Annotated in this window: 18 protein-coding genes; 2 read left to right on the plus strand and 16 right to left on the minus strand. The window is 56.9% G+C overall.

Going from position 1 to position 24,402, the window contains the following annotated elements; genetic code table 11:
* Positions 1-99: 99 nt before the first annotated feature.
* The gene (locus XH87_RS09375; RefSeq protein ID WP_271587037.1) at positions 100-591 is read left to right on the plus strand and encodes a hypothetical protein; all 492 of its coding nucleotides are present in this window, start codon (positions 100-102) and stop codon (positions 589-591) included.
* Between the two features lie 1,390 nt (positions 592-1,981).
* On the opposite strand, the gene XH87_RS09380 is transcribed toward XH87_RS09375, so the two are convergent.
* The 6 genes from XH87_RS09380 to XH87_RS09405 all read right to left on the minus strand — a co-directional run bounded on the left by XH87_RS09380 (position 1,982) and on the right by XH87_RS09405 (position 9,399).
* A complete protein-coding gene (locus XH87_RS09380) occupies positions 1,982-2,950 on the minus strand; it encodes an ABC transporter permease (protein WP_271587038.1) in 969 nt (322 codons plus the stop codon).
* 37 nt (positions 2,951-2,987) lie between these two features.
* On the minus strand, positions 2,988-4,529 hold the full coding sequence (locus XH87_RS09385) for a sugar ABC transporter ATP-binding protein (RefSeq protein WP_271587039.1): 1,542 nt from the start codon (positions 4,527-4,529) through the stop codon (positions 2,988-2,990).
* A complete protein-coding gene (locus XH87_RS09390; protein WP_271587040.1) occupies positions 4,526-5,488 on the minus strand; it encodes an ABC transporter permease in 963 nt (320 codons plus the stop codon). The genes XH87_RS09385 and XH87_RS09390 overlap by 4 nt, the downstream gene beginning before the upstream one ends.
* Before the next feature lie 66 nt (positions 5,489-5,554).
* Positions 5,555-6,730, minus strand: coding sequence for a sugar ABC transporter substrate-binding protein (locus XH87_RS09395; protein ID WP_271587041.1), 1,176 nt, complete (start codon positions 6,728-6,730; stop codon positions 5,555-5,557).
* Between the two features lie 205 nt (positions 6,731-6,935).
* Positions 6,936-8,450, minus strand: a complete 1,515-nt coding sequence (locus tag XH87_RS09400; protein ID WP_271587042.1) for an amidase — start codon at positions 8,448-8,450, stop codon at positions 6,936-6,938.
* Positions 8,451-9,021: 571 nt separating this feature from the next.
* Positions 9,022-9,399, minus strand: a complete 378-nt coding sequence (locus XH87_RS09405) for a nuclear transport factor 2 family protein (RefSeq protein ID WP_271587043.1) — start codon at positions 9,397-9,399, stop codon at positions 9,022-9,024.
* 1,505 nt (positions 9,400-10,904) lie between these two features.
* On the opposite strand from XH87_RS09405, the gene nodU reads away from it, so the two are divergent.
* Positions 10,905-12,683, plus strand: coding sequence for a nodulation protein NodU (gene nodU, locus XH87_RS09410; protein WP_271587044.1), 1,779 nt, complete (start codon positions 10,905-10,907; stop codon positions 12,681-12,683).
* Positions 12,684-12,798: 115 nt separating this feature from the next.
* On the opposite strand, the gene XH87_RS09415 is transcribed toward nodU, so the two are convergent.
* The 10 genes from XH87_RS09415 to XH87_RS09460 all read right to left on the minus strand — a co-directional run bounded on the left by XH87_RS09415 (position 12,799) and on the right by XH87_RS09460 (position 23,668).
* Entirely contained in the window at positions 12,799-14,553 is a 1,755-nt protein-coding gene (locus tag XH87_RS09415) for a phosphoenolpyruvate hydrolase family protein (RefSeq protein WP_271587045.1), read from the minus strand.
* Positions 14,554-14,608: 55 nt separating this feature from the next.
* On the minus strand, positions 14,609-15,718 hold the full coding sequence (locus tag XH87_RS09420; protein WP_271587046.1) for an ABC transporter ATP-binding protein: 1,110 nt from the start codon (positions 15,716-15,718) through the stop codon (positions 14,609-14,611).
* Positions 15,718-16,542, minus strand: a complete 825-nt coding sequence (locus XH87_RS09425; RefSeq protein WP_271587047.1) for an HAD-IIA family hydrolase — start codon at positions 16,540-16,542, stop codon at positions 15,718-15,720. Before XH87_RS09425 ends, XH87_RS09420 begins: the two co-directional genes overlap by 1 nt.
* A complete protein-coding gene (locus XH87_RS09430) occupies positions 16,535-17,305 on the minus strand; it encodes an SDR family NAD(P)-dependent oxidoreductase (RefSeq protein ID WP_271587048.1) in 771 nt (256 codons plus the stop codon). The genes XH87_RS09425 and XH87_RS09430 overlap by 8 nt, the downstream gene beginning before the upstream one ends.
* Complete coding sequence (locus XH87_RS09435) at positions 17,302-18,243, minus strand: ribokinase (RefSeq protein ID WP_271587049.1); 942 nt, start codon at positions 18,241-18,243, stop codon at positions 17,302-17,304. The genes XH87_RS09430 and XH87_RS09435 overlap by 4 nt, the downstream gene beginning before the upstream one ends.
* On the minus strand, positions 18,240-19,100 hold the full coding sequence (locus XH87_RS09440; RefSeq protein WP_271587050.1) for a carbohydrate ABC transporter permease: 861 nt from the start codon (positions 19,098-19,100) through the stop codon (positions 18,240-18,242). Before XH87_RS09440 ends, XH87_RS09435 begins: the two co-directional genes overlap by 4 nt.
* A 10-nt stretch (positions 19,101-19,110) precedes the next feature.
* Positions 19,111-20,073, minus strand: coding sequence for a carbohydrate ABC transporter permease (locus XH87_RS09445; protein WP_271587051.1), 963 nt, complete (start codon positions 20,071-20,073; stop codon positions 19,111-19,113).
* 56 nt (positions 20,074-20,129) lie between these two features.
* On the minus strand, positions 20,130-21,515 hold the full coding sequence (locus XH87_RS09450) for an extracellular solute-binding protein (protein ID WP_271587052.1): 1,386 nt from the start codon (positions 21,513-21,515) through the stop codon (positions 20,130-20,132).
* 1,434 nt (positions 21,516-22,949) lie between these two features.
* Positions 22,950-23,309 (minus strand): hypothetical protein, encoded by a 360-nt coding sequence (locus XH87_RS09455; RefSeq protein WP_271587053.1) that lies wholly within the window; start codon positions 23,307-23,309, stop codon positions 22,950-22,952.
* Positions 23,310-23,497: 188 nt separating this feature from the next.
* Complete coding sequence (locus tag XH87_RS09460) at positions 23,498-23,668, minus strand: hypothetical protein (protein WP_271587054.1); 171 nt, start codon at positions 23,666-23,668, stop codon at positions 23,498-23,500.
* Positions 23,669-24,402: the final 734 nt, after the last annotated feature.

Here is a 24,402-nt window from a genome sequence, read left to right on the forward strand (position 1 = left end):
GGCAGACTTGCCACACACATGTCGGACCTAGCTAAAGGCGCACAATTGCAAGTCTACGCGCCCTCTTTGCGCAGCCTTCCAGAAGGCTCGCAGCTGGTCATGGCGACCCTGCCAATCCTCGACTGGAACGACTGTCTTTTGCGAGACCTGCAAATCCTCGACAAGGCAACGTCCGCTCCTCATGTCTATGCGGCGATACTCATGATCGACCCCTTCGCTTGCTGGGAGGATATTGCCGAATCGTTGAAGGATGCCGGTATCACCGGCGTCACCAATTTCCCGCCTGCATCTATGATCGAGCGGTCGGCGGCGGGCGTACCTGTTGATGCGGGACAGGAGCTCGAACTTCGGCGGATGGAATGGTTCACAAGCCTTGGCTTCAAGGCGTTGTTTGCCATCGCGAGCGATTCTGAAATTACCGCAGCGGAGAAGCGACTTGGCTCCCATCTGGACGGACTCATCCATCTACCAGCAGAGGCACTTACACGGACGATGAGCGAGGAGATGGAGCTGGTAAACCTTGGCCAGCACGGATCGTCATTACCAATGTTCGCACTTTTGGATGGGACGACTTCGAAGCGGCCAACTTGAGCAAAGTGACCAGCGAGACTGCTCTCTAAGATCCGCAGCTTCCTGAGCAGGGGTTTGTCTTGACGCCCCCAGAAGACTGGTCGCCTTTCCGCGATGAAGTCTGTTTGGTTTCAAGCCTTCGATAAATCGTTCTTGCCCGAGAGAATGCATTTTTCCGCGTAGCTGGTGCGGACGCGCTCAACGGCGGTCTCAGGACGCCCTGATATGGCGTATCTGGGAGCGTCGACAGCAGTTTCACGATTTAAGGGGGATTTCAGCGCAGTTTGTGCATTTCCTGCTCGCGACCGGCAACGCTGGACTGCCTCGCCAGGTGATCTCGTCGCTATCGCCGGAATCAGTCGCAGCTGGCGTTGCAATAGACATTAGCTAGAAGTTGGATCCGACTCCGTCTAGAGCCCCGGAAGAGCCTGAATGCCCTAGTCACATCGTATCCGGTGCTGCCCCGTCGCCTGATCTTGGTTCGTAGCCCGATTTTTTCGTTACATGCGACGGCGCAACGGGCGGGCTGTGTCAGGCACGACTATCGTTACGCTGGCCGTCCGTCGGACTGGCTGCAATCACCTCAATGTCTCGACTACAAAGTGGGCATCATGAAGCACCAAAAAACACCGCTGCCGGATTTCTCCGGCAGCGGCTCAAGTCTTGGGAGAAGCAGACGAACCGGTCTGCCAGCGGACCCAAGAGATCAGAAGGAATTCTGGCCGCGGGCGCCATTATTCACATGATGTCCGATTGGTCACGGCGCACAACCTCCGCATCCGGGTAACGTTGGGTAAACCGAGCGCATTAGGCGCAGCTGTCTTCCAGGTCTGACGCGACAGTTACCTTCCCACGGCTCCATAGAAACGCGATGCTTGCGGAGCCGCTCAGGCACGATTCACTTAACAGATGGTCGCCGGCACTCGGCTCGCGAGTCGTCAAAGAGCAACCGATACTTAGTCAGCTCAATACGCCGGCGAGCTTATTGCCTAATCAAAAGGTTTCTCGCGGCAAATGCGTGCTTCCACAGGAACGGGCGATGTTTCGGAGAGAGGTAGCAACGGGTCCGACAACTCAATTCGATTCCGAAGCCACTCCCGGACTCGCATGCGCTCGCCGATGCAACATGTGCGCGAACTGCCTCTCACAGATCGGCATTTTCTGAGAACATCGGGCCGGCAACAAGTTGGAAAGGCATTCGACTGATGCATCTAGAAACGGAGCTCTCGGCGCGCCATTCGCTTCTAGCCGCCATCAGCAGCCACATGGGCTATGTCGACCGACCGCACCGTTTTCCCCGACAGCTCGGGTCATCCGGCCGACGAGCCTGTTTTCGGCACAACACGCGTTTAGATGGCGCGAGTCAGAAGGAAGAAGCAATTATCGGTCCATATCGCCACTACATGCTCCGCTACTTAATAAAGGCTAGCCTCGATCGATCGAGAGTTATTGTGACAGATAGAACTACGATGAGGCCCGTCACCATGATTTGAAGGTATGTATGCACGCCTGCGATATTGAGACCATTTTGCAGCACGGCGATCACCAGAACACCGGTCAACGTCCGATGGACTCCGCCTGAGCCTCCAGATAGCGCGGTTCCGCCCATCACGACCGCGGCGATCGCCTGGAGCAGCAGATCGTCTCCCATGCGCGAAGTACCCGTTGATGTCCGCGCGACAAGTAGCAAGCCCGCAACTCCGCAAAGCATTCCGGAGACAACAAAAGCGACGGCTTTCGTGCGAAGAACGTCAATCCCCGAAAGTCGAGCAGTTAGGCCGCCACCGCCGATCGCAAAAAGGGCTCTTCCAAAATGGCTTCTCGCACCGACAAAGGAAGCGACCACAAAAATGAGAAGTGCCAACACTCCGGAGTTCGGAATACGACCGATCACAGAACCGGAAGCAATCCATGTGAGGTTTGGGCTCTGAAAGAACACGTTGCCACCGCCGCTGATCCACGTGGAAACGCCGCCAAGAATAGTCATCGTGCCTAGTGTGGCAACGAAAGAAGGCAGCCGTAGTCGAAGGACGAGTGCAGCATTTACGAGGCCACACAGCGCTCCAATGCCTGCGGCAGCGACGGCTATTCCGGCCACACCTACATCAAAGTCACGGATCAGGACCGCAGACGCAATTGCCACAAGTGTCACGATTGCTCCCACGGAAAGGTCGAGCGCTCCCATGAGAATCACAAATGTGATGCCCGTTGAGACGATCAGCAGGATCGAGGACTGTCGCATCAGATTGAAAAGATTTATCCAACTTAAAAAGCGCGGATTGATCAGGGCGAAGACCGCGACCATTGCCATCAGCAGCAACAATGGTCCTATCGCATTTATGATGGGACGGTGACGGTTATAAAACTGGGCGATCTGCACTTTTACTTCTACACCTGATCTCGACCCAGTCTGCGGCTCATACCATGTGTTGGACAAGTTCCTGCTCCGTTGGCTTGTTATCGGCAGGCGCGTTGCACACGAACTGAATTTCTCCCTCGCGCATCACGAGGATGCGGTTTGACATTCCAATAAGCTCAGGCAGATCGTCTGTGACCAGAAGAATAGCTACGCCCTGCTCAGCCAAGTCCCTCAGGACGCCATATATCTCCTGTTTAGCGCCGACATCGACGCCGCGCGTGGGATTGTCGAGGACCAGCACCTGAACCTTTCGGGCCAGCCATTTAGCTATCACCACCTTCTGCTGATTACCCCCGGAAAGGAATTGGCAAAGCTGTGTTGGCCCTTTGCATCTCACACGCAAGCGATTGATGTACTTTTCGGCGAGAAGCCGTTCTCGGGAGCGCGAAATGAAACCAGACAGGCGCGAGACGAGCGGAAGCGAGGCCAAAGACATATTTGCTTGAACCGACATGTAAGGCACGATGCCTTCGGTCTTGCGTTCTTTGGGGACGAAACCCATCCCGCGCTCGATCGCCGCTTTTCCACGTCCGCGAAGCGGCAATGCTTCGCCGCCCACTTCGATGGTGCCGTTTGAGGGAAAGGGCTCAAATCCGACAATGGCTTTGGCGACAGCCTCCTTGCCGCATCCGACGAGGCCACCAATTCCAAGGATCTCACCTTTGCGAACCTCAAAACTGACATTCTGGACGTTGTGGCCGCTTAGACCGTTGACACAGACCGCGATGGGCGCCCCCACGAGCTTCGGCTGGCGCTTCTCCATGAAGTATTCGTCGTCTCGCGTTCGGCCAACCATCGCCCGATGAAGGCTCTGTTCGGAGATCTGTTCTCCTGCGAACTCGCCAACATTTCGTCCGTCCTTGAACACGTAGATGCGGTCGCAAAGCTCTACGTATTCCGCAAGGCGGTGGGTAATGAGGACGAATGACGCGCGACGACGATACCGCCGAATCGACTGAAAGAGAATTCTAATCTCTCGCTCGCCGATTGCCGCTGTCGGTTCGTCGAGCAGGATGATCGGATGATCAATATGGAAATACTCGGCCAACACGAACGCCTTGGCGATCTCGATCATCTGCCGATCGTGAAAAGCGTAATCGCCTGTGCGACGGCACGGGTCGATGTAGTCAAGACCGAGGGCTTTGAGGTGTCTTTCACTCACGGCTATCATCGCTCTTCTGTCGACGATGCCTATCGGATTGGCAAAGTTGGCTTCTAAAGAGAGAAATATATTTTCGTAGACAGTCAGGCTTGGAATAAGGGCCTGCTCCTGAAAGACCATCGAAATCCCGGCCTCAACGGCCCTCGTATAGCTTGTCGGCCTGAAGCTCTTGCCGAAAAGTCTCATACTTCCCGTGTCCGGCGGATGGATGCCGGCTATCATTTTGAGGGTCGTCGATTTGCCTGCCCCGTTTTCGCCGGCAATCCCAACTATTTCGTTCGGAAATACATCGAGATCAATCCCTTCGACCACGTAAATGCCATTGAAGCGCTTCGACCCGTTGCGCATCGTGTAGATGGGCGTCGGCACGCCACTCATTTCACGTCCTCCGCGCTCGCACGATTGGTGTTCAGAAGAACAGCGAGCAGAATGACGGTCCCTTGAATGATTGTTTGTAGATAGGGCGGCAGGGCGAGAATGTTCATGCCGTCTGAAAGGATCGTTATGAAAAGAACTCCGATTATCGTCAAGCGCACGTTGCCAAACCCACCCGTAATCGCAGTTCCGCCAACGACCACTGCTGTGATCGTGTCGAGAGTCATATAACTGCCCATTGTGACTGTGGCGGATCCCAGACGAGCGGCCAACAGCACTCCGGCAACTCCTGCAAGAAGGCCGGACAATGCAAACGTCTGGATTTTGATCGTATGGACCTTAACCCCGATGAGCGCGGCTACTTGCTCGTCGCTTCCAATTGCGAGCGTCATTCGTCCAAAACGCGTGCGATCACCTACGAGAATCGCAACACCGTAGATCGCGGCCGAAACGAGTACCGCATTGGGGACCATATTGGCCAGTGCGCCCTGGGCCATGTCGATTACGGCCGCGTTCGTTACTGATAAAGACCGTCCGTCTGAAATGAAGAGTACCGCTCCTGAAATGGTCGTTGCTGCTCCAAGCGTCACCAGGATCGAGGGAATTCTGAGGTAGACATAGACGAGCCCATTGATCGCACCAAACACCAAGCCGACCAGACACGCGATAGGAACTGACCATAAACCCAGGTCTGGTGCCAGCCGGGCGACCAGCATGCCGCAAAAGCTAGCAACCGCTCCGATCGACAGGTCGATAGAGCCCATCAGGATCACGAAGCTCGCCCCGATGGATGCGATCAAGAGCACCGAACTCGATAGTTCGATTGCCCTGATATTTGCGATGGTAAAGAACGATGGAGCCGCGACACCAAAAGATATAATCGCGATTGTAAAGACCAAGATAGTTATGGCACGCCGCCATAGCCCGCTATCTCTGCGCCCAACCAGCGACACGTCTAGCATTTTTGCGACCCGTCAACGTGAGGTAAACACGATGCCCCTCTCCAGGGAGAGGGGCATCCGGAGCGATCACTCGGGAATTCGCTGTCTATAGTGATCGTTATACTCCGCCTTGAGCTGATCCACACAACCGGAGTCAACGGCATCTTGATAAGCCTTCGGAAATTTATATCCGGCCGGCGTGCGAGCACCCCAGTACGTCTTCACGTCGATCGGCCACACATAGTTTTGAGCATCCCAATCGCTGGGATGAAGAACCCGCGACATTTTCCTCCAATCAAACGGAAGCTTCTCGCCGGCGAGAAACGCTTGATACTTGTCGACATTCTGCGTGGTTATCAGCGTGGCTCCCGTGTACATCATGCGTTCGCATGGGCTCGGCTTAAATCCCTTAGCGACATCGTATGCCCGCACGAGCGCAAAGCCGGCTTGCCACTGTGGGGTAAAGCCCATTGTCGCAAGAATGCGGCCTTCCTTCACCAGCTTGAGGGTTTCTCGATTGCCGTCGAGGCCGACGATCGGAATGTGCATACCAGCGTCTTCGACCGCTTGCATTGCACCCAGTGCAATCGAGTCGTTTTGCCCGAAGACAGCATCAATCTTGGAGTGCGCCACTAACAGGTCTTCCATGACTTTGCGAGAGTCAACCTGATTCCATTTTCCTGGTTGGCGCGCGACCAGCTTGATGTTGGGGTATTCGGCTAGAGCTTTATCGAAACCCGCGGTTCTGGAGATGTCCGCATCTACCCCGGGAAAACCAGTAATGTGCGCGACGTTGCCTTTTCCGCCGATCTTGTCAAAAAGCAATTTGGCAATTCTGTAGCTGTTTTCGACATCATCAGGCGAGAAAAACGTTGCAAAAGCATAGTTTTCGGCCCCCGCATCCAAAGGATGGAAGCCAGGCAATGACTCCCAAACAGCAACATGCACCGCACCGACCTTCTTCGCCATCTCGACGATGGGCTTTATGTTCGCCGCAACCAGATTCTCGCCGAACGTGATCCTGACACCAGCACCAAATTGGGCCTCATAGATTTCGATTTGCTTTGCGGCATCACCTTTGCCTGAAAGGATGCGGTAGTTTAGACCAAGAGCTTTTGCGGCCTGTTCGGCACCTTGCGACCAGTTATTGAAATACTCGTTTTCTAATGTGGAAACTTCAGACAGGACATCCTCAGCGCTCGCACAACCGGCAGCTCCCAGGAATGCAGCGGTAGCAAAAACGTAAGTCGATAGTCTACGCATTGATGGACCCTCCTCGCACTTGGTTGTGTAGATGATTTGCCTTTCTTTCACGTCTGGCGGCAGGCCGTCACGTATTGGCGATGGACGAATTAGAAGCACACAGCGTGTTTGCCTAGCGTCAGAACAGTCATCCCGGCGATGCGCAGAGTTTACAACGTGCCGCAGGCGCCACGGTGATCTGTTGTGGTCGACAACATTGCTCTCGTCACATCTTCTTCCAGTCTCCGATCCGCTCGAACGCGTGCGCCGCCCTGTAGATGGTTGTTTCGTCGAAGTGGCGAGCAACGAGCATCAGGCCCACCGGAAGGCCATCCACCATTCCGCACGGCAGCGACATCGCCGGATGGTGCGTGATGTTGAACGGAGCGGTGTTGGTGAACATCTCCGTCGCGCGCGTGATATAATCCTCTCGGCTGACGTCATGTGGAGGTAGTTTCGTCGCCTTCATCGGCGTCGTCGGTAGAAGAAGGAGATCGTACTCCTTAAGGACCCTGTCGTAAGCTGCGCCTAGGCGGCGAGAGACGTTGACGGCCTTGCCGTAGAATCGCGGCCCGTAGGTGTTGTTTACGTAAGTGCCGAGCAACAGAAACAACTTGGCCTGCTCGGACAGGGAGTTCGCCTTCTGGCGCCACCCTCGATGGAAGTCCATGAGTGACAGTGAAAAGAGGTCTGATCGGCTGGTACCAAAGCCGTCACCGAACATCATGGTCTGTGTTGCGCCCTCCGTGCCGATTGGCGTCCAGATTGCGGCACCTTGGAGGTGCATTGGTACAGAGACCGTTTCAACCGAGGCCCCCAGATCCTTGAAGCGCTTGGCCGCTTCACGAACTGCTCCATTGACGCCAGCTTCCGCCCCCGGCTGTTCGAAGCCCTCCTTCAGAACGCCGATCTTCAATCCGCTGACGCTTTGACCGAGTGCTTTCGTGTATTGCTCAACTTTCGGCGCTTTGATGCGTGGATCGTATCCATCGTCTCCAGCGATTACCTCCAAGAGCAACGCGTTGTCGGCGACCGTTGCGGTCATAGGGCCTGTGTGGTCGAGCGTCAGCTCATTGGGCATGATGCCGGTATAGGGGACAAGACCCCAGGTGGGCTTCATGCCGTAGATACCGCAAAACGATGATGGCATGCGTATTGAGCCGCCCTGGTCGCCGCCGATCGCCATATCGACTTCGCCAAGCGCTACGACAACGGCCGAGCCCGACGACGAGCCGCCCGCGGAGTAGCCCATTTTATAAGGATTATGCACCGGTCCGAGCGCACCGGTATGGCTACCACCGGATGTGCAAAAGCATTCGCAATGCACTTTACCTGCGATTTCGGCACCGGCATCAAGCATTCGAGTGACAATGGTTGCGTCGATATCTGGTACGAAGCCTTCGAGCGTCGCCGAGCCGTTCATCATTGGCACCCCAGCCAACATGACGTTATCTTTTAGCGCGACGGTCTTGCCCTTGAGTTTTCCGCTCGGCGCTCCTTCGACTCTCGCTTTGCGGTACCATGCGTTGTGCAGATTTTCTTCCGCTGGCGGTTGATACCCTGGAGTGCGTGCATATTTCACCGGGGGCAACTCGTCCGGGAGGGCGTCTATGTATCTGTACGCCTCGAGAGATTCGTTGATAAGTCCGCGGAAGGAAACAATGTCCTTGTCGGTAAGTGAAAGGCCGCATTGTGAGGCGACATCTCGCAACTGGGCGGGTGTGGGCGGGACAACTGACACTGGGCGCTCCTGTAATTTCAAGGGCAGACCCACTCTGGGATGGGCTCAATTCGGCAAGCCTAGTCGACTGCAGGTTTGTCGAACCTGACGTCAGTTGCTTACAGTGGGTAAATTTGGGTAATTTTGCCAAGAAAGTGGCGAAGCAAAGCAGAAGCTTTCGCACGCATGCCATCTAGAGCGCTTGTTTGCGCATTGGGGCTAATGGGCCAAGTGGAAATGCCACATCGGATCGTAGATGCGGCGCCATAACTGGCTCGGCCGAAGCAGTTAGTGCCGTCCTTTGCCGCTGCCGACGTGAACGCATCAATCAAAAAGAAGAGCAATAGGCGGCAGGTAGGCTCCGTCCGCTCCGTGCTGACCGTCAGATCACACAGCGAAAATGAAGAGCCGAAGAACTTGTATAGCCGCCTGTCGCTTTAAAGAGGAACGCCTCCAACGTGAGAGGTTCGTGAAAGTTCTTGAGCGCAAGCGGAAACTTTACCGATCCTACCTCTGGGTAGACTCCTGAGAGGCGCTTGAGCTTGTTGCTCCAGTCCAAAACTCTGCAATACCGCGTCGCTTGGTTCGGCTTTCAATCTGGGCTGACAGATGAGTGATGATGCACGATCTTCCACGTGCCCTCCTGACGGCGTAGTACGAAGGTGAACCGCGCCGGCGTCGATTTCTGATGGCCTTTCGATACCTGTGAAAAGACATAGCTTCCCACGACCAGGGCAACGTTGTGCGCCAACGTGACAGAGTGCCAAACTTCCATTTTCACGGTCGCGCCGCCACGAAAGTAAGTGCCTATTTCTTTGGCCCCAATGTAGAGCTTAGCACTCGATGTACCCTGCAGCATGGCATCATCTGTGTACAACGAAACCAGGCGATCCGGCGAATGCCTGTTGAAGATTCGCTGCCAGAGGCTCAGGAACTCGCGGATGTCCCTCATCGAGCAGTCGTCGTTCACTATGAATCCCGATCTGAGAAGTTGATTGCCGGAACGCACGTTCCGGTAAACGGCAAGACCGGCTGCTCGCAATAAAGCGCCTGAACTCAAGATTTCTCACACGTGCTGAGACGAATGTACCGGTTTAGCGGGAGGAGTAAAGGCTGACAATATCGCGAGCGTTGTCGGAAACAATGGGCACATGATAGCATTGAGCTACAATGCGGCTTTAGGGCAAAAAGCACCTTGGGCATCACCATGTATGACGAGCGCGCAAGGATACTCTCGATCAGGAAGAGTGCACAAAGGCGCACCGCGATGCAACTGCGTGCCGCCCGGTATGCTGGAGTTCGTCGGTGAGCCAATTGGCCGGGCGAAGCCAGACTTCTAACTCAATCGTTGCATGCGGTGGCCAGATCTCATAGTCGATGTGCCATTTTTAGTCTGGGTACGATTGTTTCAGGCGAACGCGGCGAAAGGGAATTGCAGTCGGCTCGCGCCGCGTGGACGCCAGCGCAGAGAGGCTCAGCTCGATCAAATCGACTGAAAGCGAGGTATCGCAGCACAGTCGCAACCGACCGCCATCATGCGTCGATGAAGACGGGTCTGGCCCTGAGGTATTCCCGGCGTTCGAACTACTCGGCGCGCAGCTCCGTGCGACGCATCAACGTATCCCCGAGCAGCTGCCGCTTCTTAGCACAATCTGGGTAGCGTCGCGCTCCTCAGCGCCGATCGGAAATCCCACGCAAGCGCGGGTGTCCTGACTCGTCATCGCCCTCATTAATCACGCTGCTTGGCGCCAAAACGCGGAAGCCGATTGGCCGGAGAGGCCGCAAACGGCCGGTCTCAAATCCACGGCTCTCCATCGCATTAAGTAAAGCGGCTTCGCGCGCTGACAAAAATTGCGATGCGTCATCAAAGCAAGACGGAGCATCTGCAACGCCACTGTCGGTGTCAGGACATCCCGTTCTCTACGCGACACGCCCCGGATGGGAATAAGGAAAGGAAAGCAACACTGGCTGTTGGCACGCTCTTTGAAACTACGAAGGGATCCCACTCATGAAGAGCCACACGAGAATAGGAAATGTTGCAAAAGAACGCACCGATCGGACAAAGCAAGCGAATGTCCTCGGAACTGATAAAGCGAACAGAGCGTCGACGCGCATGCTACACATTATCCTCTCTCCGCGAGCAATTCGGCCCCTTCAGAGGTCGCAATATAGCGCAGAACGGCGACCTCAATCCTGGCGCACTGATCGGTCGCGAAAGCGAAACTCGTCCGGGCAGGCCCATAGGATCCTCTGCATCGGCGCAAATCATGCACCACGCTTGGTACGACATCGCGTAACCGGATCGCGCTGATGACGAAATGGGTCATGGACATGCGAAATGAGTCGAATGGTGATCGCGGTCTAGCGCGAGCGGCGTGAAGATGAATCGGGCCACGACGATTGCTACTCGCATGCTCTCGGAGTCCAAACTTGATCTTTAACTCATCGAATTGCTGGCATTAAAGTGGAGGCATTATGCGCATCTGCGGTATCAAGCTGACGCATGACGGAGCGATCGCGCTGATCGAGGACGGGCGGCTCATCTTTTGCATCGAGCAGGAGAAGCGGAACAACAATCCGCGCTATCAAACGATCGACAATCTCGATGCAATCGCCATGGCTTTGGCGGAACACGGTCTAGATGTGCAGGAAATTGATCAGTTCGTCGTCGACGGTTGGGTGGGGCAAGTAGAGTCTCAGTACCAGGTCCTCAGCGGAACGGCGCCTATCACGCTCAAAGGCGCGTCCTATGTTGAGCGCCATGCCGAGGGCCTTCTCACCTCATGCGACGGGTTTGGCCTTAGGCTCGATGGCAGGGATTTTCCGTATAAGAGCTATCCGCACGTCGCCAGCCACGTGGCCGCCGCATACTGCACCAGCCCGTTTGCCAGAGCTGGACAGCCAGCTTTCTGCCTCGTGTGGGATGGCGGCACCTTTCCACGACTCTATCATGTAGAACGCGGGGGGACCCGGTTTATCGAGTGTCTGTTCCCGGTGGTTGGGCACGTCTATGCCGCTGCGGGTCTTCACTTCGGGCCGTATAAGCGAGCGAACCGCGCCAATTGGGACCTGGGTGATCCCGGCACGCAGGATCCGGGAGGTGCCGGCAAGCTCGACCTGGGTGTCGCCGGCAAGCTGATGGCCTATATCGGCCTCGGCTCTGTCAATGAAAACATCGTTACGGTCTTTCAGGAGCTCTACGAGAAGTGCTTTGCCGCTGACACGAAGCGTGCGAGTTACCGTACCGACGTCAAGAGCATGGAGTCTGAGCTTGCGACCGTTCACGGCTTCTTCGATGCTAGTGCGCGGCGGTTGAAGGCCAAGGCGCCCGAAGACGTGCTCGCATCGTTTCATTGCTTCCTCGAGCGTCTGCTCGTGCGGGAAATGGCGAGTGCTTTGCAGCGGCACTCGGGTTTTGCTGCGCGCAACTTGTGCATAGCGGGCGGCTGCGGTCTCAATATCAAATGGAATAGTGCACTACGGGCGGCAGGCCTGTTCGATGCTGTCTGGGTGCCGCCGTTTCCTAATGACAGCGGCTCTGCAATCGGTGCAGCTTGTTGCGCAATGGTAGCGGACGGAGGTTTCGCGCCGTTGCAATGGTCAGTATACAGTGGACCGGCGCTGCAACGTAGCGATGTGCCCCCCGAATGGGATGCTGCGCCGTGTGGTATGCATGAACTCGCCACTATTCTCGCCAGCGACAAGCCTGTGATTTTTCTTGCCGGCCGCGCCGAGCTTGGACCTCGGTCATTGGGTAGCAGAAGCATTCTCGCAGCCGCAACATCGCCGGGAATGAAGGATTATCTCAATGACATCAAGCATCGCGAACACTTCCGGCCAGTGGCGCCGATCTGCCTGGAAGATCGCGCGCCGGCTATTTTCAGTCCGGGAACGCCGGATCCTTATATGCTTTTCGATCATCAGACTCGCGCTGAATGGCGGGACAAAATCCCCGCTGTTGTACATCTCGACGGATCTGCGCGACTCCAGACGATCTGCAGGACCTCTCAACACAAAGTCGCCGAGCTTCTCGTCGAATACGAAGCGCTCACGGGAATTCCGCTGCTTTGCAATACGAGCGCAAATCACCATGGACGTGGGTTCTTCCCGCATCTCGCAGCCGCCTGCAAGTGGGGCCGCGTGGAGCACGTATGGTGTGACGGGATGCTGTGGACGAAAGCTCCGCAACCCAGCAATGGCGCCGACCGTGGTTCAGCCGAGATCAGCGCAGCTCCACGGCAGCAATCGGCTTAGCGAACGTGAAATCGTATGCTGAGCCTTGGCGCACCCGGTCGTCACTACCAATGTTCACGCTTTTGGATGGAGCCGCTTCGAAACGGCTGGCGGAGCATAGTGAACAGCGGGACTGCTACTCCAAGATCCGCAGCTTCTTGATTTTGTTGTAGAGGGTTTTTCTTGAAAGCCCCAGAGAACTTGCTGTCTTTCCGCGATGAAGTCTGTTTCGTTTCAAGCCTTCGATGATCCACTCCCGCTCGGAGAATGTATTTTTCGGCTTAGTTGGCGCGGACGCGTTCAACAGCGGCCTCAGGATGCCCGCGCTGATATGCGCATCTGGAAGCGTCGCCAGCTGGTTCACAATTTGGCGCAATTCCCTTAAATTGCCGGGCCAATCATGGCCAGCGAGCGCCAAAAATGCAGAGTTTTCGATCACGAGCGTTTGGGCATTCGAGTCCCCCTTTGCCTCGACCGTGAAATGCTGAACCAGTTGAGGGAGGTCCTCCAGTCGGTCTGGCAGGGCAGGTACTTTGATGTCGAGCCCCGAAAACAAGCCGAGCAGCCGGGGACATAGCACCGTTTGAAGGCCCGCCCCGCGAGCAACCGTGGCAGTTGCGATGATTCGAGCACTGGAGCGCACGATCGATGCGCCGTTCAAGGGCGCGAAACTACCGGTCTCGAGGTAATCGGCAAGCCGTTCCTGCCCATCACGCGAAAGCTGATCGAGATGCAGCAGCAATACGGTCGTATCGTTTGCACTTTCCAGCAGCGACAGTTGGCGCCTCCTACTCTGATCGCGCTCGGCCCCGAAAAGCGCACCGACCGTATCGATGGGCAAGCCGGGCCGGCATTGAAACAGCGCCGCCTTCGCCTGCTTGCGGTCGCTGAAGGCATGGACCAGGCTAGCTATCCTTCGCTTGCCCGAGCCGGTCTCGCCCCAAACGAGCACAGGACTGGGATGGGAAGCCAGGCGCTTTGCAGTCTCAAGAACGCGTTTCATGATTGAGGACTGTGCGATGATGCCGTGCCTGAAGCCGCTCAACTGGAGTTGGCGCTCAAGGAGATCAACCTTCTCCCGCAGCAAGTGAAGAGTCTTGAATCCCGAGGTGACCTCAAGGACAGACATCTCCAGCGGGACGCGATCGAGCGAGGAGCCCCCGATGAAGCCCTTGACACCCGTTTCGCCGCAGATATCCAAGAGTTCGTCAGGCTTCGTTATCGGCCCGCCGCCAAGTAGGCAGATCACGTTTCGGTCGACGGATTGAGCCACGCGCGCGACTGCGCTCGTGCGCGCGGCAAGCTCCGACAGGCTAATCGATGGGTCGGATGCGCTTTCAACGCCACGATTGAGATTGAAGTTGATGCAAATGGCCTGAGTACCAGCTTCAACCATGCGCCTTGCTTCGGATTGGGTTCGGGTATAGGCGATCGTCATCAGGCCACGTTTTGCCGCCTTCACCAGCAGCTCTATTTCGCGGCCGTAACCTAGGCCGCATTTCTCAAGCAACGACCTCCTGTAGTCATCAATATGGATGACGGAAGGGAAGTTAGTGACCCCCGAAAAACCCCATCTGCTGATCCGATCGAGCCAGCGATCAATATCGAGCTGCGGATCAAAGGTACAAGCGCCGAAAAATACCGGCAATTTCGTGCTGGGAAGGATCTCGGTCCGACCGAAGCCCGCCACGAATTCATTGCTATTGCGGATTGGAAGAATTGAGGCGGGTGAAGAACCACCCATCGCGCGAAATCGGCCGGCATTGAGTGCAAGCACGAAATCTGCCCCCGCTCGTTCGGCCGCTCTCGCAGCCATGCCCGATCCGATCCCCGCCCCCAGCACAAACGAACGGGAGTTCCGGAAGAACTGCCTGATACCGCCTCCCTTCACCTCATCCGTCCGTGTCTATAGACCGCGTTCGCTCCTGACGCGGCACTAACTAAAATTAGCTCCAATTTGCGGGCGTATGCAACCGTCGCAGGGCTTTTCCGTTCGTCATGAACAGATGGCAGTCCGCCGGGGAAGCCGCAAGACGAACTTTGCCGGAGCTTTTGAGCGGCTCGGGCTTTGACGCTTTTGCGACGACTGCCTCCTTTCCGGCGCTGCCGTAGACGTAGGTGACGCTGCCAAGATGCTCGAAGAAATCGAGATCGACATCGATCGCGATATCCTTCTCTGCGGCCGATGGGAAGAAATCATCGGGCCGAATCCCAAGCGTGATCGGCTTACCGACGAGCGATTTGTCCGGCTCCACGGGGACGCAGACCACCGTACCCGCGTCCAGTCTAACGTCCATGCCCGACTCATGCGCTGCTTCGACCTCGCCGCCTAGGAAGTTCATTTTGGGCGAGCCAATGAATCCCGCGACAAACCGTGACGCCGGATTGTGGTAGAGATCATGTGGGCTACCCACCTGCTCGATACCGCCGTCCTTGAGCACGACGATCTTGTCAGCCATCGTCATCGCTTCGATTTGGTCGTGCGTCACATAAATCATCGTGTTGCCAAACTGCTTGTGAAGCTTGGCAATCTGAACCCGCATTTGGACGCGCAATTCGGCATCCAGGTTGGACAACGGCTCGTCGAACAAAAATACGTTGGGTTCACGCACAATGGCACGCCCGATTGCCACGCGCTGCCGCTGCCCGCCGGAGAGTTGTCGAGGCTTACGATCCAAGAGATGATCCATTTGCAACAGTGACGCAGTCTGCGCAACCCTGGTATCAATCTCGGCTTTGCTAACTTTCGCCATGCGTAGAGGAAAGGCGAGATTCTCGCGGACAGTCATATGGGGATAGAGAGCGTAGCTCTGAAACACCATGCCAAGGTTACGATCAGCCGCGTCAACATCGTTGACGACCTCGTTGTCGATCCGCAGCCGCCCACCGCTAATTCGCTCCAGCCCTCCGATCATGCGCAGCAGCGTCGACTTACCCGACCCGGATGGCCCGACGAAGACGACGAATTCGCCGTGGTAGATTGTCAGGTTGATATTCCGCAGGATCTGGATAGTCCCATAGACCTTGCTGACGCCTTCCAGACGAACATCGGCCATCACGCTCTCCTCTGTCGCGGGCTTCCAGCCAAGATCGGGATCTCAATCTCTGCCAGGCTCGATACGATGAAATCTGGTCGCGCCAGGGCAGGATTCTCTCGGGGCGGAACGCCGGTCGTGACCAGCACGGTTGGAAGGCCAGCTCGCTTACCGGCCTGAATATCCGTCGCAATCTGGTCACCGATCATCAGTGTGGCGCTGCGCTCCGTCCCTAGGCGGGAAAGCGCCGTTTTGATCATGTGCGGCTCGGGCTTACCAACGATCAGGGGTTTGACCTGGGTGGCAGCAGCCACAGCCGAAATTGTTGCTCCTGCTCCCGGTTCGAAGCCATCGGCGGTCGGCAAGAGAAGATCAGGGTTGGTGCCGATGAAGGCGGCTCCGTTCAAGATCGCCTCAACGGCAATCCGCATTTTCTCATGCGTGATGCCGCGATCGAGCCCCATCATGACGATCTCCGGCTCTTGGTCAGTAACGTCCAGACCCACCGTGGCGACCGCATTCGCAAGCGAGGGCGCGCCGATGACATATACGCGGCTTGCGTCCGGGTACTTCGCGCGTGCGAGTTCTGCGGCCGCAATCGCGCTGGTAACCACTTCGTTCGGCGCGATTGCAAGGCCAAACGCTTCCAATTTGCGGACGACGTCCTCCGGCGTGAGGGTCGAATTATTTGTCACGAAGCAGAACGGAAGTCCGACCACCTGCCATCGCGCAAACGCTTCTATGGCATCCACAATTGCGGCATCTCCACGATAGAGGACGCCATCGAGGTCCGAAATGATCCCAGCGACTGAGGGCCAGTTGAGGTGAGAGTTTGGGCTAGCCATTCATCAGCATCCCGCCGTTCACGTGAACGATCTGCCCTGTCATGTAGGAAGCCGCAGGACTCGCGAGGAAGACGGCTAGCCCTGCGATATCCTCAGGCACTCCAACCCGTCCCAACGGAATCCGGCCACCATGGCGCGCTTCAGTCTCCTCCCGCGGGCGACCGTGCATGGGAGTATCAATGATGCCAGGCGCGATCGCGTTCACGTTGATGTCGAGGGGCGCGCATTCATAGGCAAGTAGCTTGGTCACGTCGTGAACGATTGCCTTCGAAAGACAATAGTCGCCTCCGCCGGCCTGATAGTTGAAAACTGCACCCTGCGAGGACAGCGAGGAGCCGACATTGACGATACGTCCGCCCTTGCTTTTCATGAAACGCTCGACGACCAGTTTTGAACAGCGCAGGACAGCGATGGAGTTGATCTGGATCGTACGTTCAATTTTATCAGCGCTGCCGCTAAGCAACGGCTGGGCAGATTTTATGCCTGCATTATTGATCAGCACGTCGAGCCGGCCAAAGTGTTCGTCGATCTCTTCGAGGACCCTGCCGACGTCCTCCTCGCGCGCGACATCCATAGCCATGGGCACTATACCGTTGCCATAGGGCAGTCTTGGCAGAGTGTCTCTGAGGTTCTCAAGATTGGCATCGGTGGCAACGACGTTCGCGCCTCCCTGGCGAAACGCATTAGCAATGGCAGAGCCGATACCGCCGCCTGCCCCGGTGACGAGCACCGTTCGGCCTGAAACTGAGAACTGTTCGGTCATTCCAACTCCAAGATCGTTTGGGACTGTAGAAACTCGTCAACTGCCTGGGCTGTCGGCATAGAGCTTTGAGCACCGCGCCGTGTCACACATAAGGCTGCAACCGCTAGCGCCTTCCTGACTGCTTCCTTTAGAGGCAGCTGCTGAGCGAGCGATGCTGCGAATGCCCCATTGAAAGCATCTCCTGCGGCCGTGGTATCGACGACCTTGACCGGAAACGCCCGCAGAGCAAAGGAGCGCGTAGCATCAGCATAATAAGCTCCCTGCGCCCCGAGCGTGATCAGCGCGGCAGCGGGCCCGAGATCAAGCAGCTTCCCCGCCGCACGCGCGGCGCTATCGAAGTCGCATACCTCGATGCCTGTTAGCTCGAAAGCTTCCGTCTGGTTCGGCGTGACGAAATCAACGCTTCTCCACGCAGCCGATGGAAGACCTGGCCTTACCGGAGCCGGGTTGAAAATAAGCTCGAAGCCTTTTTTACGCTTCATCTCGAAGAGTCGATTGAGCGCAGGGATCGGCATACCCATTTCGGCGACGACGATTGCATCGTGCTCTATGAATTTGGTTGCGCTCTCGATCATGTCCGGCGCCACCTTCGAATTGGCGCCTGGGTCTATGACGATCATGTTGGAGCCGTCGTCAGCGACCATAACCAAGGCCAAGCCCGAGACTTCGCCTGCACAGACCGTGATTGCGTCAGTGCAAACGCCAGCTTCCGTAAGCGATTTTAAAAGCAACTGACCGGCATCATCATCACCGAGATGCGTGTAGAAGTGTGGTTTCAGGCCGAGTCGGGCGGCAGCAACGGCTTGGTTCGCGCCCTTTCCTCCAGGGTGACGGGTCACCGTACCCATCAGGCTTTCACCCGGCGTTGGAAGCCGCTCGATATTGAAGCACAGATCGAGATTCGTCGTTCCGAAGAACATCAATGGCCTGACGCTCATTTTACGGCACCGAAGGTTAGGCCGCGTTCAAGATGACGCTGACCGATCACGATCAGAATGACGGGAATGATCATCGTCACAACCAGCCCTGCGGCCATGACCGGGTAGAACTGCACGCCTGGATTGAGAAGCTTGAGAAGAGCGACCGTTACCGGCGCCTTGGTCGAACTGAGCATCAGACCTAAGGCGAAGTTGTGCCAAGCGAGTAGAAAGATGAGCAACGAGGCGCCGATGAGGCCCGGCTTCAAAAGCGGCAGCACGATGTGCACCACGACACGGACCGGTTTGGCCCCATCCATGGCGGCTGCCTCTTCTATGTCTTTTGGAATGTCTTCGATGTAGGAGCGGCTCAGCCAAACAATCATTGGCAATGTAACGACTTGGTAGACCCAGATCATCCCGATATAGGTGTCATACAATCCGATCGTCTGAAAGACGCTGAAGAGCGGGATGACGACCAAGAGGACCGGGGCAAAGCGGAAGCCCAAAATGAAGAAGGCAATGTCTTCCTTGAAGGGTATGTCTCGCCTGGCTAGGACGTAGCCGGCCGGTACCCCAATGAGCAGAGAGATGATTACTGAGCCTAGCGCAATGACGACGCTGTTCGTGATCGGCGTTAAGAAGTTGACTTTGATGGTGCCATAGCTGGTCGCCCCGGCTTGGGTGACATCAAACAGGACACGGAAATTCTCCAGCGTCGGCACGAACAGGAAGGTTGGCGGCCAGGTCATCACTTCAGCCTGCTGCTTCAGCGACGTCATCGCGATCCAGACGAGTGGAAAGATCAGGATCAATGCGCAAATGCCGACGAGCAGGTTCAGAAGCAAATTGGTAGAGGTCGAGCGCTTCAATCGCATGGTTGCATCCTCAGCTTACGCGCTGCCGAACGAATCGCCATAGCTTCACCAGGGCAAAGGTTCCGATCAACACGATCATCCAATTGACGACCATCAGTGCGGCACCACGGCCAAACGCGAGGTTCTGGAACGCGGTAATGTAAGCTCGCACCGAAAGTACGGAGGTGCTATTCCCAGGCCCACCTTGCGTTGTCCCGAAAATGATGTCGAACTGATTGAGGGATTCGATCAGCCGAAACACTGCGGCGATCAGAATGTATGGCGCAATCAGCGGAAACTCGATGTGCAGGAAGGTTGCCCACGTCTTCGCGCCATTCACACGCGCGGCCTCCTTGATCTCTTCATTGATGCCCTGGAGACCGGCGAAGATGATTAGCGCGAAGAATGGCGTATAGGTCCAGACGTCAATAAGGACGAGCGAGAACATCGCGGTGTTTGGATCTGAAATCCATGCAAATCGGCTTATGCCCGCAAGGGAGAGCAGGTAGTTCATAATCCCGTTTTGCGGGTCCATCATTGTCGTCCACATGAGCGCAACGCTCATCGGAGGCAGGACGAGCGGCAAGAGAATGACGGGCCGCATCACACGCGCAAGGAAGACGTCAGTTGCGAACAGCTTGGCAAGCGCCAGACCGAATACAGCTTCCGCAAGCACCGCCGATCCGGCGTAAACAAGAGTGGCACGAACGCTGTTCCAAAAATCTCCTGTCTTGATCAATGCCGCGTAGTTGTTGAGGCCGATGAAGTGGACTAAAGGCCGACCGAGCTTGAGATCGGTCACCGACTGAAAGACGCCATAGAAAAACAGGAAAAGAAAGCCAAGAAGTACGATGACAGCAGGGGCGATTGCGGCAATGCTCCACCAATCAAGGCGAGAATCCTGTGCGCTCCTGACCGACTCGTCTTTTAGCGAGGCAAGTTGACCGGTCGAAGACTGCAGCGTCACGCTGCCGTGGGATGCGGGAATGTCCATCTCGCCTCATCTTTACAATGCAGGGGGCGGCGATGATGCCCGCCGCCAGGTGCGTTTCACATCGACGAGCGGATCTCGGAGGCGAGGTCGGCCAGCGTGGCCTTCACGTCAGCTCCATTGACCATTTTTTGCATAGCGACGGCCCAAGCGTTCATTGCTTCAGCAAAGCCGACACGAGCTGTAAATGCGAGTTTCGCCCTGTCCTGTACGGTCTTGAACGTGTCCACGAAGTTGTTGAACTCCGGCCTTGCCGCATATTCGAGCCAGGCCTTGTCACTCCAGGTAGAGGCCCGCGGAGAGTTAACGAGCTTGCCAGCCACGGCGCCGTTCAGTCCGGCCTGCTTTGACGTTGCCCATTGGATGAACAGCCAGGCTGCCCCCTTCTTCTTTGACGCGGCATTCATCGCAAGAGACCAGATCCAGATGTTGGATTCAAAATTCTTGCTGTTTGGAGCGCGCAGCGGAGGCGCGAATGCGATCTTCCCCGAACCGGGCTTGCCGGCCACGTCATTCCAAAAACCGAACATATTGGAATCGATCGCCATCGCCGTTCGTCCCGAACTGATGCCATCGACCACCTGGTACCAATTGTCGTTGGCGAAGGACGGAGCCGCGCACTTCTTGATCATGTCCACATAGTCCTTGTGGAACGCGATCGACTCCGGCGAGTCGAGGCCAGTGTCCGCCTTGCCATCCTTGAGGACGAAATCATGCACCCCATAAGACCTGGCAATCGAGATCGCAGCCGTGTGGATGCTGCTCCAAAATCGCACGCCGCGCACGCCCAGAGGTGTGATCGCGGGGTCCGCGGCCTTCAGTTTTTCGCAGGCCGCGGACATCTCCGGCGGAGTCGTTGGGATTTTAACGCCATACTTGTCGAGGATGTCCTTGCGGTAGAACAGCTGGATGTTCTCAAAGCCATGCGCAATAGCCCAGATCTGTCCGCTTCCCGGCTCGATCTGCCCTTCTTTGACCTTCCAGGTCAGGGCATCCCGAAGTGCAGGGAAGAAATCCTGGTAGTCGTAGCCCGCCGCCGTGAGTTTCGGATCGTTCAGATAACTGTCGAGCGGCTCAAGCAATTGACCTGGCGCAAGATCCCAAGCTGGTTGAATGCCCGTCCCTACGACGTCCCAACTCGGTGACTTGGTACTGAGCTGGATTGTCAACTTATTCCAATAGGCATCGTCCGGATAAAGCTCGGGCGTCACCTTGATGCCCGTGAGCTTCTCGAACTCCGGCAACTGGGCTGCGACCGCGTCGGCATAGGGATGAATGTCATAGGCCCAGACGATCGAGGCGCCTTCAAACTGGCGCCAGTTGATGTCGTCCGCCTTAGCCTGGGTGAATACCACGGCCGTTCCAGCCAAAAGCGTGGCGCAGATGAGAACGTTTCGGGTAAAACTCGTCCAATAACCGCGAGAAGCGGCGAGCTTCCTTGTCATCATTCCCTCCTCTAGGCTCTTTGGCCCGTAGACCCACGCGCCCTCCTCTTGCAGGGCCGCGGTGCAGGGATGCTAATCCGTCATTTTTCCGCCTCGAGGCGGTTTTCAAACCAGCGTTGGGTAACATTGGGTAAGATCCAAATCAGGTCTGGTGCCGCCGATAGACCCGACGGGGAAGACCCGCATCACGGTCGGGTTCGGTGAAACACGTCCCTCTCGGAAGCCGGGACCGCGGGGGACCATTGTGAGACCATCGACCACGATATGATATTTCGTGCCATCGAGCATTCGCTCGGGCTTATATTGGGTCGGTGCCAATGATTACGGGCACCTTTGCCCCGAGCCGCCCCCGTTGCACTCCACGAAAACCCGTGCAGGCCGAGGGACCCGAGATTGCCCCGGTCACTCGGCGGGTCTGGAGAATCACGTATTCGCAAGCATCCGTCGAAGTCTTGGAAGGCGACAACAACGGGCATCGTCATCTGCTACCTACCTGGCGCTGCTGAGATCACCAAAAAGAGCTGCAAGAATTAGCCCAGTAGCCGCCGTTATTGGCGATCAGGTCGTCGGAAGGAACAGCGCCCCCTTGATTTGGCCCGTCGTTCTGCCGTCTACTCGCGGAGCGTTCGCGTGTTCTGATTCAAGACAGTGAGCTCGCCTTCCCGCCCGATATCACCCCGGATGGGATGAAAATCGACGACCAGTTTATTGGATACTCGGGCCGGCACGCCACATTAGATACGGACGGATTCTTCGAGGGACGCATGGTGTTTTCAGCTCCCGCTGTTCGTGAGCACCTTCACGCTATTCACGGCGTCATCGCAGCGTCCTTCAAGGCCGCTGCGACTGAGCACGCCTTCAACGTTTGGAACGAAGCACGATCGCTTTCGCTTGGCTTGGCTATCGACCTGACGGGGCACGGGCTCACGTCCTGTGGCGGCCATGCATTCGCATCATCCTCCGGCGCTCCAACTGCTGCCTATCACCACCTGCGGAGCACGGTCTGCTGGAGCCCTATTCCTGGCCGATACCCCCGCGATAAGTTCCGACATTACGTACCAGCCGCCGCTCAAATGGGCTCGAACGTACGGTGATTGCGCGCGAAACGGAGCGGATTGGGCTGATGGCGACCGCGTCGACAACCTACAATGAGCCACACAATCTCCCCTCTCGTTTCCAATCTGTCGCGCGCCGTGGAAAACTGCCCCCTCATACTGCCTCAGATGACAATGTTACCGAGCGCACCCTAGTGTCTCCTGAATCAGCCGCCGCGAGTCCGAGCAAGCCGCTCGCGAAGCGCGCCCTCAAGAGCGCCGTAGCGAGCGAGCGGCTTGCGGTGATTCGGCGAAAGAACTTGTCGGGATTAGATACTAAGACACGAAGCTTGAACCGATAGTGTGATTTCGGTGCTGCTGATGAGTTGTCGAGCGGCCTTTAACGCGAGTTCTTCACCAATCGCTGCACCGTACGCCGCGGATGGCCGCTGAACCGACCAGCCGCATGCGCTTCCAGCCGGGAGAGAAGATCGACCGCGGACAAGGGCGGAGCCGCGGCGAGCCATTCCTTGGGAGTGTAGGTGTTGAGCATCGATGGCCCTCGTGGCACAGGCTTGCGCCGCACATAGCGGCGCCGATGAATGCCCCGCTGCTCACCATCTTTCCGATCATTGTCGAGCTCTCGGGCAAAGGCTGCCAAGTCGCTTTGCACCGGCGCGATAGTCATCGCTGGCTTTTCAGCCCGCTGATCAACGCGCTTGCCCAGCTCATTTTGAGCATCCCGCATCTGCGCCAGCAATGCCACCGATCAAGCGTGCGGTAAATCTCCCGCAGTCTATGTTTAAATGCCTCAGTGAGACTCGGGTGGACCAATGCTGTTTCGTACGGAAGGAATGATCACCTTGGCACCTTCGCGGTGCTTCTCCTTCAGCTTAAACGAGGGCTGGAAGAAATTAATGCGCAGCCGTGCCGCCGCAAACAGGTGAGCTAATGAGCGAGCGGTACATCAATGCCTTCAAACCGCCCGTGGCTCACCAGGCGGCGAACAATAGCTGCGTTCTTTTGTTCAACGAATGCCTTATCGTTCTTCTTGTTGGCCCTGCAACGAGTGACTTCAACATGGTTAGAGCGGCGCCACGATACGAGCGTCTCGCTCATGAAGGCGCTGTCCTTGTCGACCCCGCGAACGGGTCAGGGAGATAGTTCTGCGCGCTCGAGGCCTCGACCACAAGAGCTGCTTCACGCGCGACGAGCGCAAAGCATTCGAGCCACCCCGTTGCGATATCCACCATTGTTAGCGTCTGAATGAACGCGCCGGATACGAACATGCCGCCGTGCGCAAGCAGATCCGCTTCGCAGTACCCCGCGGAGGTGATCCCCAGTCATAGAATGTGCGCGCCGGGACGTGCCGCCCTACGGCACTGGAAAAGCCCGCCCGCCGGCGGCGTCCTCCGGCTGCGATTTTTTGCAGGCGGTCGATCGTCGCCGCGCTCACCTTGAAAACCAGCGACCGCTCATCGGCGAAGCTTCCAATCTGCCGTGCCGTTCAAGTGTCGGGAGCAAGACGGGATCGTTGCGACGAGCCGCTTACTGCAGAGCGAGTCATAGGCGTCCCATGGCACAAATCAGTGCAACCCGAATGGAAGCACCGTAAGTCCGGCCTCGCCGCAGCGGCACTGCCGATCCCAGCGCCCGTCCACTGACTGTGCTCGGATCGCGTGCTTGCGATGCCATCCCGTGACGGCGCAAAGCTCGTCCAGGATCCGTCCCTTCTCGAGCCGCCGGCCCGCCCGATACGCTCGGCCAGCCCTGATGTGATCTTGCGCTTTGCGCGCATGCTGATCTTCCCTGCATAGCCGCGACCGAACTGATTCGGCAGCTCCGCCCCAGGC

Source organism: Bradyrhizobium sp. CCBAU 53415, assembly GCF_028128735.1.
Taxonomy (GTDB): domain Bacteria; phylum Pseudomonadota; class Alphaproteobacteria; order Rhizobiales; family Xanthobacteraceae; genus Bradyrhizobium.

Excerpts from the sequence above, each read along its gene's own strand:
- XH87_RS09375 (WP_271587037.1), top strand. The coding sequence starts at position 100 with ATGGCGACCCTGCCAATCCTCGACTGGAACGACTGTCTTTTGCGAGAC.
- XH87_RS09420 (WP_271587046.1), bottom strand. The coding sequence starts at position 15,718 with ATGGCCGATGTTCGTCTGGAAGGCGTCAGCAAGGTCTATGGGACTATC.
- XH87_RS09430 (WP_271587048.1), bottom strand. The coding sequence starts at position 17,305 with ATGACCGAACAGTTCTCAGTTTCAGGCCGAACGGTGCTCGTCACCGGG.
- XH87_RS09395 (WP_271587041.1), bottom strand. The coding sequence starts at position 6,730 with ATGCGTAGACTATCGACTTACGTTTTTGCTACCGCTGCATTCCTGGGA.
- XH87_RS09460 (WP_271587054.1), bottom strand. The coding sequence starts at position 23,668 with ATGAGCGAGACGCTCGTATCGTGGCGCCGCTCTAACCATGTTGAAGTC.
- nodU (WP_271587044.1), top strand. The coding sequence starts at position 10,905 with ATGCGCATCTGCGGTATCAAGCTGACGCATGACGGAGCGATCGCGCTG.
- XH87_RS09390 (WP_271587040.1), bottom strand. The coding sequence starts at position 5,488 with ATGCTAGACGTGTCGCTGGTTGGGCGCAGAGATAGCGGGCTATGGCGG.
- XH87_RS09450 (WP_271587052.1), bottom strand. The coding sequence starts at position 21,515 with ATGACAAGGAAGCTCGCCGCTTCTCGCGGTTATTGGACGAGTTTTACC.
- XH87_RS09435 (WP_271587049.1), bottom strand. The coding sequence starts at position 18,243 with ATGAGCGTCAGGCCATTGATGTTCTTCGGAACGACGAATCTCGATCTG.
- XH87_RS09440 (WP_271587050.1), bottom strand. The coding sequence starts at position 19,100 with ATGCGATTGAAGCGCTCGACCTCTACCAATTTGCTTCTGAACCTGCTC.
- XH87_RS09425 (WP_271587047.1), bottom strand. The coding sequence starts at position 16,542 with ATGGCTAGCCCAAACTCTCACCTCAACTGGCCCTCAGTCGCTGGGATC.
- XH87_RS09385 (WP_271587039.1), bottom strand. The coding sequence starts at position 4,529 with ATGAGTGGCGTGCCGACGCCCATCTACACGATGCGCAACGGGTCGAAG.
- XH87_RS09445 (WP_271587051.1), bottom strand. The coding sequence starts at position 20,073 with ATGGACATTCCCGCATCCCACGGCAGCGTGACGCTGCAGTCTTCGACC.